Raw genomic sequence first — 11,103 nt, 5'->3', positions numbered from 1 at the left:
AAACCAGAAACCCCTGAGCCAGAAGTTCCAGAGACACCTGAAACTCCTGAACCAGAAGTTCCAGAGACGCCGGAAACTCCAGAACCAGAAGTTCCAGAAAAACCAGAAACCCCAGAACCAGAGGTTCCAGAAAAACCGGAAACCCCTGAGCCAGAGGTTCCTGAAAAACCAGAAACCCCTGAACCAGAAGTTCCAGAGAAACCAGAAACTCCAGAACCGGAAGTTCCAGAGACTCCGGAAGAACCTAATGAACCAGAACAACCAAGTACACCAAGTGATGGAGGTTCACAAGGTACAGAATCTGGCGACAAGTCTTCTGTTCTACCAGAAACAGGTGAAATGGATAACCATACACTCTTTAGTACAGGTATTTTATCTGTCCTCACTGGACTCGGCCTCTTAGGCTATCGTCGTAAAAGAGAAGATTAAAGCTTTGAACTAAAAGTATTGTCTATCCAAATAAAGACCTAGAGATCAATGTATCTTTAGGTCTTTTCTATTTTAAAATTGCTATAAAAAATAAAATCGATTACTATAAGACCAATAAGGACTAAAATGCGCATTGGAATATGACCAGATCTATTTAATAGAAAGTTATTATAAGAAAAGTGATGTGAAGGAGTCAAAAAATGATCATTGGTATAGGGTGGATAATGACTGGGATTTATTTTTTATTAAATAAGTTAACCTCTACTTATTCTGTTTGGCCGGGAAACGTTGTACTTATTATGACGATACTGACGTTAATTAATTATCCGTTTTCTCCGGCTTTACTCATTGGTGCTCTAGTTGTGAGTTTACCGTTAATCATTGGTTTTTTAATGGTAGGAGTAAAGCGCATTAAAACCCAAGGATTAACCGCGTTTAACTTATTTTTTGTTACGGTTGCAAGTGTCGGTACTATTTTTCCATTAGTTTATTGGACGGCGTTAATGTTCAATAAGTATGGGCTCATTTTTAATTGGCTAATGAAACTCTACCAGTTTGTTGTCTTGTATATTGTTTTGGATTACCTTCATTTATTAAGTACTTATTTTTATTATCAATTTAAAAGCTGGCAAGAAAAGGTAACGGCTGATCCGATGGTAGTGTTAGGATGTGGCTTATTTAATCGCACGGAGTTATCACCTACGTTAAAATTAAGAGTACAAGGAGCTATTCACTATCATCAAAAAGATCAGTTAATAACGATGTCGGGTGGGCAAGGAAGCGACGAGGATCTTCCTGAAGGTGTGGCGATGAAACATTACGCCTTAGCTCATGGTATACCTACCGATCAAATTCAAGTTGAAGATGCATCGACCACCACTTATGAAAATTTAAAAAACACAAAGGAATTACTATCTTTAGATGATAAAACACCTCTTTACATTGTCTCCAGCAACTATCATCTTCCTCGGGCTTTATATTATGCTAGACAATTAAAACTAAATGGGGTGGGTTTATATGCTAAAAGTCCCAAAAAATTATGGTGTTCAATGCTTTTTAGGGAGTGGGTTGCCTTTGTCGTTCTTAGACGTCGTTGGCATATGATTTTATTCCCTATTTTTTTAATAATGTATTATTATTTTCTCTAGTCAACGTATAGAAACCTGTCCCAATATGGTAAAATAAAGGGCAGTATAAAAGGAGGAGAGGGAATGTTTCGACCAAATCAAGGTCATCCTCACCGGCAACAATCATGGTTTAATCAAAACTTTTTAAATAACCGTTGGGTGACCACGCTACTTATTATTTTATTAGTAATGATCAATATTATGGTCTTTACACGAATTGCTTATTTGTTTAGTCCTGTCAAAGATTTTTTTAGTATTGTTGGCTTACCTTTAGTGGGTACAGGGACACTGTATTATTTGTTTTCTCCTTTAGTCAACAAGTTAGTACGTCGTGGACTAAAGAAAAGTACAGCAATTGCTTTAATTTTTGTCATTGCTTTACTGTTAATTATTTGGGGAGCAAGTAGTCTGTTTCCAATTATTAAAACGCAAACGACGGCTTTAGCTTATAACTGGCCACGTTATGTTGATGCGATTAGTGAATTATTTAATCGCGTTATTTCTCATCCAACTTTACGACCGTTAAATAATTTGCTTAACCCAATTATTTCGCAAATTGATTTAAGTCGACTGACAGGTGCAAACGGAAACGCATTTAATAGTTTGGGGAGTTTAGTGGGAACAGTGACCCAAGTGACAACAGGAATCGTTGTTATTCCTGTCTTGTTATATTATTTATTGTTAGAAGACTATAAAATTCCGCAAGGTATTTTACATGCGATTCCATCGATTTACCGCAAACCGATCCGTCGTATTATGGTGCGAACCAACCAACAAATTGCTCAATATGTTCGCGGGCAAATTATTGTCGCTATTTGCGTGGCGATTATGTTTATGATTGGCTTTAGCCTAATCGGGCTAGACTATGGGATTACGATCGGTATTTTAGCTGGCTTTTTAAACGTGATCCCTATTATTGGTTCAATGTTAGCAGCCATTCCGGCTTTAATTATCGGACTCATTACATCTCCATTAATGTTTGTCAAAGTAATCATTGTCTTAATGTTAGAACAAACCATTGAAGGTCGAATTATTTCACCCCAAGTATTAGGAAGCTCCATGGAGATCCATCCAGTGACGATACTACTTGTATTACTTGCTGGGGGGAAAATGTTCGGCTTAGCAGGAGTTATTTTAGCTGTTCCAGGATATGCCGTCTTGAAAGTATTATTTGATGAACTCTTTAGATGGTATCGTATTCAATCAGATTTATATGAAGACGAAGAAACACCAATGACTCCACCGGAATTTTATAAAGAGAATTTACCTATCGTTATTGAAGATCATTCTTAAGGAGGGACACATTGAAAAAGAAAACAATCTATTTACTAGGAGTTAGTACTTTTTTATTAGCAGGCTGTTCACAATACGAAGCTTTTTTAGATCAGAAAAAGGAATCGAATGAGCCGGAAATTGTGGAAGTTGAACAAGAAGTCGATATTACGATGCCAGCAACTTTGGATGAAATTAAAGCAGCTTATGAAAGCTTTGATTACTTAACACTTGGGGATATGATTTATCAAACGAATGAACCCTTTAAACAAATTCAACCAGGCTATCAAATTATTGTAGATGAGTTAACGTTGTTTGAAGTTGCTGAGGCAGATGAAACTTTAGAACGCGACTTTAATTATGCTAACCAACCCTCCGGGTTAATTTTAGCCCATGTAACAGTGGAAAACACAACATCGGAAGCCTTTTATTTAACAGTAGATGAACTCACTCAATCCTATGTAGGTGGGGAGTCATTTGCCACCCCTTCTTCCAATGCTTATCCTTTACTTCATGGTAACTTACGAGATATTTTACTTGAAAATCAAGGAAAAGTAGAAGCAGGAGAAACGGTTTCAGGGTATTTAGTATACGGCTTAGGCAAGAAAAGTTTAGAAGAGATTGAGTCTCAAGGGCATTTTTATTTAACGATTGAACCACCCGTATTAGATGCAGACGCTTTAGGTGGTGAGCGTGAAAATGCTTTAGGTCGCTCGCAAAATCTCTTTTTACCGGTCGATGAGAAAAATGAAGCCGAGTTAAAAGAACTTCAAGCTTTTATTCCTGATCGCTTGACAAGTGAATGGTGGGGAGATAAAGAACTTCTTGCGCAAGCTCAATTGGATGAGGCGATAAAAACTTCTGACGATGCAGTGGAAGTGACGTTGATGCGAGCTGAAATAGCTGATTTTGAGCCATTTCCTGCCCATGAAGAGTCCTTTAAAAACTTTCCAAATGGTCAAGTGATAGTAACTGTTGAATATGAAGTAACAAACCACTCAGCAGAGACGTTACTCCCAGTGGATGGTATTGCCACACTATATATTGATGAAGATCCTATTTTAAGTGATTATGTTTTGATGAATGAACTATATGGCTTAGAGTTGGAATCGGGTGAATCTGCCACTTTAGTTAAATCGTTTGCTTTAGATAAAATGTATTACCAACAACATTGGCAAGACAAGCCGATAGGTATAGAAATTAATATACCAACGGCTTCGCAAGAGATGGTTACTTCAAATGAAGTTGATTCAGAAGAAGAGGAAGAAATCGATTTTGATGAAAGTTATGTCGTTACTTTTGACTGGATGCCTCATTTATCTTTATGGATTAACGATGACTTAAAACTTGAACATCACAGCCGCTCTGATCGTTCATTGATTGAACATTTAGAATCGCGAACAAATTCAACCGCTGATGAGGAAGATCAAGAAGATGAACTTCAAGAAGCGATAGAAGAAGGTGATGAATAGTGGGAGTGATTGTAAATAGTATAGCGATCATTGTTGGTAGTGCGATCGGTTTACTATTTAAGGGAGGTATTCCACAACGCGTTCACGAAACCTTAATGAATGGTATTGGATTGTGTGTCTTATACTTAGGCGTTGACGGGGCACTAGCTAATGAAAACATTATGATGTTATTAATTTCCATCGGCTTAGGAGGCTTTATCGGTTCATGGATTGATATCGACCGATGGGTAATTAAAACAGTCAACCAATTAGAGGCTCGTTTTGTTCCTAAAAGAGATAAAAATGGACCGAGTTTGAGTCAAGGTTTTATTGCTGCTTCAATGTTACTCTGTATTGGCTCCATGGTTATTGTTGGCTCTTTAGAAAGTGGTTTAAATGGGGATCATACGACTCTTTATACAAAGAGTGTGTTAGATTTTGTAACGGCTTTATTATTATCTTCTTCTTTAGGAATTGGCGTCATGTTATCTTCTATTTCAATTTTAATCGTTCAAGGAAGCTTAACGCTGTCTGCTCAATTAGCCGCTCCCATCTTAACACCCGCTGTGATTACAGATGTGATTAGCATTGGTTCAGTTATTTTAATCGGTTTAAGTTTAAATGTTTTAGAAATAACGGATATTAAGTTAATGAACTTAATGCCAGCTATTTTTGTACCCGTTATCTTTATGTTAATTACGATGATATGAAAAATCCCGAAAGTGCTTCGAGCAACTTTCGGGTTATTTTATAAATAATGTTTTTCTTTTAATAAGTTTCTAAATTCAATGGTCGCTGTGTAAGATCCGAGTAAGTGAACTTTATCTGTTGGAGCTTGTTTTATGGCCTCTAACACCTCTTCCATTGAAGAAGCGACATAAATGATCGATGGATCAATCTTTTCTTCTAGAAGGCGTTTTTTTAAGTCTTGAGCTCTCGTTCCTCCAGTAATAATTTGTGGAATGGGTAACTTTGTTAAAGCGTGATAATTCGCCTCCCAAATCCACTGGATATCTTGCCCGTCGGCGTATTGATCGTTTTGTAAGTTAACAAAAGTAAAAGGCTCTTCATCTAGTTTGAGTAGTTCAAGCAGCTGGTTCATACCTACGGTGTTTTTAGCTAAGTTAATCGTTAAATGTTTATCGTCTAATTGAATTTCTTCTTGACGTCCGGAAACGTCTTGAACTTCATTGAATGAAACAGCGATCGTTTCTGGATCAACGCCCCAATGATCAGCAAGGGAAAAAGCAGCAAGAGCGTTATAAATATTATACACTCCCCCAAAAGGTAAACGGAACGTCGTACCATTAATCATAAAAACAGAATAATGAGGCGTTGTTTCGACAATTTCCTCCACGCTATAAGTCAACTCAGGGCGTTTAAAACCACAATGAGAGCAATAATAGTGACCTAAATTTGAAAAGGTGTGGGTGTAGTAATCTAACGTTTTACCGCAACGAGGGCAAGAAGTCTCTTCAAAGGCACCTCCTGTATTCACTTGAGTTCCAAAATAAACAACTGGATTAGGCAAGTCATGCTCCGCAAATAAAGGTAAATCCCCATTCATAAATACGGTTGCTTCAGGAACACTTTTAGCAGCATCAAGAAGTAACTCATAAACAGCTTCGACACTACTAAAACGATCAGCTTGATCTTCAAATAAGTTTGTAAAAATAAAGGCTTTAGGTTGAACATGAGGGACGACGTGCTTTAGTGATCCTTCATCAACTTCCAAAACAGCAATAGGACGTTTATCTGAAGGAGTTTTTGCTTCAATAAAAGCAGCTACAATCCCTTGTAACATATTAGAACCTGTTTGGTTAGTAATAAAAGGCTGGCCGTTTTTTTCGAAAATATGTGCGGTTAACGCTGTCGTTAAGGTTTTGCCGTTCGTTCCGGTAATGACAACGACATCGTAGTCTTTAGCGATATGTGATAGAATTTGTGGATCAATCGCCGTAGCAATTTTCCCGGGTAAACTGCTACCGCCTCCGGTAGTTTTTTGTAAAGTGATTTGGGCTAAACGAGCGATGGATTTAGCAAAGCGTGTTCTAAATTTCATATAAATAGCTCCTTTTAACAAGTAAAATAAAACGACAGATTATTTTATCAAAAAATTCTTCGTTTGGTAGTATAAAAAACGTTAAATAACTGTTAAATTTTATTCGTTTTGTTCCTTCACAATTATAAGCAACTTTCTATCATAAAGCGAACTTAAATTGGCTGAAAAGATTGACTACTTGCCTTTGTTCTTTTAAAATTTTAAGGAGTATGTTTACAAGGAGAAAGAAAATGGCTCAGTTTTATTTTAAATATGGTGCGATGAATAGTGGAAAATCTATTGAAATTATTAAGGTCGCTCATAACTATGAAGAACAAAATAAAGATGTATTGATTTTTACCAGTGCATTAGATACAAGGTCAGGGCAAGGAAGCGTTGAAAGTCGTGTTGGCTTTAAGAAAAACGCTTTAATTATTGATGAGATGACAGATGTCTATGAAGTAGTCAAGAATATTACCCAAGATAAGAAAATTTATTGCGTTTTAGTCGATGAAGCACAATTTCTTAAAAAAGCCCATATTTTACAAATGGCTCGTATTGTTGATGAATTAGATATTCCGGTCATGGCTTTTGGCTTGAAAAATGACTTCGTTAATGAGTTGTTTGAAGGCTCGAAATATTTATTACTTTATGCAGATAAAATTGAAGAAATCAAGACCATTTGCTGGTTCTGCCACAAAAAAGCAACGATGAATTTGCGCTTTAATGATGGCGAACCAGTCTATGAAGGAGAACAAATCATGCCAGGAGGCAATGAATCCTATTACCCTGTATGCCGTAAATGCTACCAAAACCCCGGCCCACTACCTAAAAACGCTTAAGAAAGAAGGAGAACTATGTTTGAACAATTAGATAGTCTGATCGTTCGCTATGAAGAGTTACTTGAATTATTAAGTGACCCTGAAGTTATTAGCGATACAGATCGTTTACGTAAATTAACGATCGAGCAGTCTGATTTACACCCTAAAGTCGAAAAAATCCGTCGCTACAAAGACGTTTTACAAGGCATTGAAGACACAAAAGAAATGCTTCATGATTCTAGTTTAGATAGTGAAATGGAAGAGTTAGCTAAGATGGAACTATCTGAATTAAAAGACGAGCAGGAAACCCTTGAAGAAGAAATTAAGATTATGATGTTACCGGAAGATCCAAACGACGGCAAAAACATTATTATGGAAATTCGTGGGGCTGCTGGTGGAGACGAAGCTCAGCTTTTTGCGGGAGATTTATTAAACATGTACACCCGCTATGCTGAGCGTCAAAATTGGAAAGTAGAAATTTTAGAAGCCTCAACAAATGATGTTGGTGGTTATAAAGAAGTTACTTTAATGATTACCGGTGATAAAGTTTACAGTAAACTAAAATTTGAAAACGGTGCACACCGTGTTCAACGTGTCCCTGTAACAGAATCTCAAGGTCGCGTTCATACTTCAACCGCAACCGTTGTTGTTATGCCTGAAGCTGACGACGTAGAAATTGAGATTGATCCACAAGACATTAAGATTGACGTATACCGTGCAGGGGGAGCCGGAGGTCAGCACGTTAACGTAACGGATTCGGCTGTTCGTATGACTCACTTACCAACTGGTATTATCGTTGCGATGCAAGATGAGCGTTCCCAATTAAAAAACCGGGAAAAAGCGATGAAAGTATTGAAAGCTCGCGTCTATGACCACTATCAATCCATTGAACAAGAAAAAACCGATTCTGCACGTAAATTAGCTGTAGGAACGGGAGACCGTTCAGAGCGTATCCGTACATATAACTTCCCACAAAGTCGTGTCAGCGATCACCGTATTGGCTTAACGATTCAAAAAATAGATACTGTGTTAAGTGGCGAATTGGAAGAAATTATTGATGCGCTTATTTTATTCGAACAAACGGAAGCTTTAGAAGAGTTGAACCGTGGCCATGGTGCATAATCCAACCCTTTTTGAAGTCTTGCAAGAGGCTTCAATTTTTTTAGGTCAAAAAGAGGATTCATCACATTTAGCACGGCACTATTGGCTGGAGTTATTCGATTGGTCTTTGACGGATTTAGTGTTAAAGATGCAACAACCTGTAGATCAAGCAATGATTAAAGAATACCAAAATGCTTTAAAGCGTCTCCTTCAAGATGAGCCAATTCAATATATTAAAGGTTATGCTTATTTTAACGACAAGCGATTTAAAGTAACCCCCGACGTTTTAATCCCGAGAGAAGAAACTAAGGGATTATTAGACTTAGTGAAAGCCTATCATCCGAAGGATAAGGAATATGAATTGTTAGATATTGGAACAGGATCGGGTATTTTAGGAATCGAGCTTGCTTTGTTATATCCAAAGAGCCGCGTCACAGCGACAGATATTAGTGCTAAAGCGATGGCTGTAGCTAAAGACAACCAACAAGCCCATCAAGTCAAGGTGACAAACTATATAACTGATTTAGTGGCGGATATTCCAACTCAGCAACAATTCGATATTATTGTCAGCAATCCGCCTTATATTAGCCACGATGAAGTACATTTAATGACACAAAATGTCTTAAAGTATGAGCCCCATGTCGCTTTATTTGCCGATCACGATGGATTGTTGGTCTACGAACGTCTAGCCAAGGAATTACCTAAGCGTATTAAAGAGAAGGGGTTAATCGCATTAGAGATTGGCTTTAACCAAGGAGAAGCAGTCAAAGAGCTGTTTCAACAGGCTTTTCCTAAAGCCTATGTGACCTGTCATCAAGATTTCAATGAACAAGATCGATATATTTTAATTGATTTAAAAGGGAGGGATCATTATGAATAAGCCCATTGTTTTTACGAAAGAATCCATCAAACAAGCAGGGGAAGCTTTGTCTAAAGGCGGATTAGTCGCTTTCCCAACAGAGACGGTTTATGGTTTAGGAGCTGACGCAACAAACCCTCAAGCAATCAAAAAAGTGTTCGAAGCTAAAGGGCGCCCCAGTGACAACCCTTTAATTGTTCATATTAAAGATCCAAAAGATATTGAGCCCTATGTTAATGAAGTGACTTCGCTCCATCATCAGTTAATGAATCAATTTTGGCCGGGTCCTTTAACGATTATTTTTGAAATGAAAAATGGCGCTTTTGACCCCATTGTAACGGGCGGCAAATCGACGGTCGCTTTTCGTATGCCAGATAATGAAGTCGCTTTAGCTCTTTTAAATGAAAATTCTTTTCCTTTAGTAGGTCCTAGTGCTAACAAATCAGGTAAACCTAGTCCGACAAGTTATGAGCACGTCTTAAACGATTATCCAAAAGGAGAAATTGACGGCGTATTAAAAAACTCAGAACCTTTAACAAAAATCGGCATTGAATCTACCGTTGTCTACCCTAAAAAAGGACAAGTGTTTATTTTACGACCGGGAAATATCACTGCCCAGCAGTTAGAGGATAAAGGATTTACAGTAACTGAAATGACTCCGGATGATCAATTAGAAAGTGGTCAAATACTTTCTCCGGGAGTGAAATATACGCACTATAGCCCGGAACAGCCGGTCTACTTAATAGCCTATCCTAAAACAATTAAAGAATGGCGCAAGGTCATTACACAACTATCTAAAGATGAAAAAATTGGTGTGTTAGCGGATGAAAGTATCTTGAAGGAATTAGATACAAATCAAATCGTTTCGACCTACAGTTTAGGACAAAAAGGAGATATTAAAGAACATACACGTCGTCTGTTCAGTGGACTAAGAGCGCTAGAACAAACAAAAGCAACCATCATTGTGGCTCAAGGTTTAAAAGAGACACAAGAAAATCATGGATTTATGAATCGACTCACTAAAGCAAGTAACTTTGTGTTATAAAGGCTAGAGATATAGATAGTCTGTAAGTGTCTTTTTCAAACAAGAAGATTGAACGACTAGTGTTTGAAGAACTTTGTTATGTTGTTCTAAAATAAAAGCGGGCACTTTAAAAAATGGTGTCCGCTTTTGTGTTATAAATATATTTCTAATTTCTTTGCTTTCGATCATTTTTGGCGTTTTTAATAATAGCCACTTCTTTATAATAGTGTCCTTTCTAACAAAAAGGCGTCATTTGTTTGAGAGATAGAGGCTGTGACATAAGTCTACAGTCCCTTTAGAAAAACAACCTCTATGTGTAAAATTTATCTCGGAAAATAAAAAACAACTCTTGAAACATAAAAAAGAGAACCTTATCCTAAAGTTACGCAAATAACACAGAAAGGAAAGGTTCTCCATGAATCAAATTATATCAAATCTACTAAGCATTTTAAAGTCTAACCAGACAAGCAATCTACTCTAGAATCTTAAAATTCTGATTAACAATTTTCACTTGAAACGCCTCCTAATTTATAATAAAATTAAGAGGAAGGGAAGGTCTACCTTCCTCTTTAAGATTTATACTAAAAACATTTTTATTATGTTTGCGACTATCGAGATTATATTTAGAATCGTTAGGGTTATTTCTAAAATCTCTTTAGTCGTTTTTTGCTTCTTTTTTCTTACTTCGTTTCATGCGATGGTACTCATATCTTGTCTGCATCTTCCACTTCCTTTCCTGACCTTCTAAATATATTATGCTATTCAAGTGAACAGTTGCCAACTCTTTGATTGAATTGATTTAAAGAAAATACCTCTTATAAAAAGGGGCAAAAAAGGGGCACACTTTTGCAATTAGTTGCAAATTTCTGCAAAAGTCCGTGCCAAATATTCGCTTGAAATATTGATTTTGCAACGTGTTGCAACTAACTGCACACAAGGGCGAATAGGTGTGTTATAATTCTTTTAATGCTAGATTCA

At 37.1% G+C, this 11,103-nt stretch carries 10 protein-coding genes; 9 read left to right on the top strand and 1 reads right to left on the bottom strand.

Annotated features, from left to right (window positions below):
• From BLR79_RS07510 to BLR79_RS07490, 5 genes are all read left to right on the top strand, one after another.
• Positions 1–429 (top strand): LPXTG cell wall anchor domain-containing protein (locus BLR79_RS07510; protein ID WP_143338814.1); only part of this gene is annotated, 429 nt, incomplete at its 5' end.
• 200 nt (positions 430–629) lie between these two features.
• Positions 630–1,577: a YdcF family protein gene (locus BLR79_RS07505; RefSeq protein WP_092086550.1), complete on the top strand. Its 948-nt coding sequence runs from the start codon at positions 630–632 to the stop codon at positions 1,575–1,577.
• A 63-nt stretch (positions 1,578–1,640) separates the two neighbouring features.
• Positions 1,641–2,849 carry an AI-2E family transporter gene (locus BLR79_RS07500; protein WP_092086547.1) on the top strand — a complete coding sequence of 403 codons (1,209 nt, stop codon included), beginning with the start codon at positions 1,641–1,643 and terminating at the stop codon, positions 2,847–2,849.
• Between the two features lie 11 nt (positions 2,850–2,860).
• Positions 2,861–4,300, top strand: a complete 1,440-nt coding sequence (locus BLR79_RS07495; protein ID WP_092086544.1) for a hypothetical protein — start codon at positions 2,861–2,863, stop codon at positions 4,298–4,300.
• Entirely contained in the window at positions 4,300–4,989 is a 690-nt protein-coding gene (locus BLR79_RS07490; RefSeq protein WP_200778883.1) for a DUF554 domain-containing protein, read from the top strand. The genes BLR79_RS07495 and BLR79_RS07490 overlap by 1 nt, the downstream gene beginning before the upstream one ends.
• Positions 4,990–5,027: 38 nt before the next feature.
• On the opposite strand, the gene BLR79_RS07485 is transcribed toward BLR79_RS07490, so the two are convergent.
• Positions 5,028–6,341, bottom strand: a complete 1,314-nt coding sequence (locus tag BLR79_RS07485; RefSeq protein WP_092086538.1) for a MurT ligase domain-containing protein — start codon at positions 6,339–6,341, stop codon at positions 5,028–5,030.
• 230 nt (positions 6,342–6,571) lie between these two features.
• Between BLR79_RS07485 and BLR79_RS07480 the strand changes: the two genes are divergently transcribed.
• The 4 genes from BLR79_RS07480 to BLR79_RS07465 are packed head-to-tail and all read left to right on the top strand — an operon-like array spanning position 6,572 to position 10,146.
• A complete protein-coding gene (locus BLR79_RS07480) occupies positions 6,572–7,162 on the top strand; it encodes a thymidine kinase (protein WP_092086535.1) in 591 nt (196 codons plus the stop codon).
• Positions 7,163–7,177: 15 nt separating this feature from the next.
• Positions 7,178–8,263 (top strand): peptide chain release factor 1, encoded by a 1,086-nt coding sequence (prfA, locus tag BLR79_RS07475; RefSeq protein ID WP_092086532.1) that lies wholly within the window; start codon positions 7,178–7,180, stop codon positions 8,261–8,263.
• Entirely contained in the window at positions 8,253–9,122 is an 870-nt protein-coding gene (gene prmC / locus BLR79_RS07470) for a peptide chain release factor N(5)-glutamine methyltransferase (RefSeq protein WP_234970863.1), read from the top strand. The genes prfA and prmC overlap by 11 nt, the downstream gene beginning before the upstream one ends.
• The gene (locus BLR79_RS07465) at positions 9,115–10,146 is read left to right on the top strand and encodes an L-threonylcarbamoyladenylate synthase (RefSeq protein WP_092086526.1); all 1,032 of its coding nucleotides are present in this window, start codon (positions 9,115–9,117) and stop codon (positions 10,144–10,146) included. Before prmC ends, BLR79_RS07465 begins: the two co-directional genes overlap by 8 nt.
• Positions 10,147–11,103: the final 957 nt, after the last annotated feature.

The organism is Dolosicoccus paucivorans, assembly GCF_900100125.1.
Classification (GTDB): Bacteria; Bacillota; Bacilli; order Lactobacillales; family Aerococcaceae; genus Dolosicoccus; species Dolosicoccus paucivorans.
The sequence above is the reverse complement of the archived record's forward strand: the minus strand, read 5'-3'. Positions and strand labels throughout refer to the sequence as shown.

Coding starts and splice junctions, on each gene's coding strand:
- BLR79_RS07505 (WP_092086550.1), top strand. CDS start 630: ATGATCATTGGTATAGGGTGGATAATGACTGGGATTTATTTTTTATTA.
- BLR79_RS07500 (WP_092086547.1), top strand. CDS start 1,641: ATGTTTCGACCAAATCAAGGTCATCCTCACCGGCAACAATCATGGTTT.
- BLR79_RS07485 (WP_092086538.1), bottom strand. CDS start 6,341: ATGAAATTTAGAACACGCTTTGCTAAATCCATCGCTCGTTTAGCCCAA.
- BLR79_RS07480 (WP_092086535.1), top strand. CDS start 6,572: ATGGCTCAGTTTTATTTTAAATATGGTGCGATGAATAGTGGAAAATCT.
- prfA (WP_092086532.1), top strand. CDS start 7,178: ATGTTTGAACAATTAGATAGTCTGATCGTTCGCTATGAAGAGTTACTT.
- prmC (WP_234970863.1), top strand. CDS start 8,253: ATGGTGCATAATCCAACCCTTTTTGAAGTCTTGCAAGAGGCTTCAATT.
- BLR79_RS07465 (WP_092086526.1), top strand. CDS start 9,115: ATGAATAAGCCCATTGTTTTTACGAAAGAATCCATCAAACAAGCAGGG.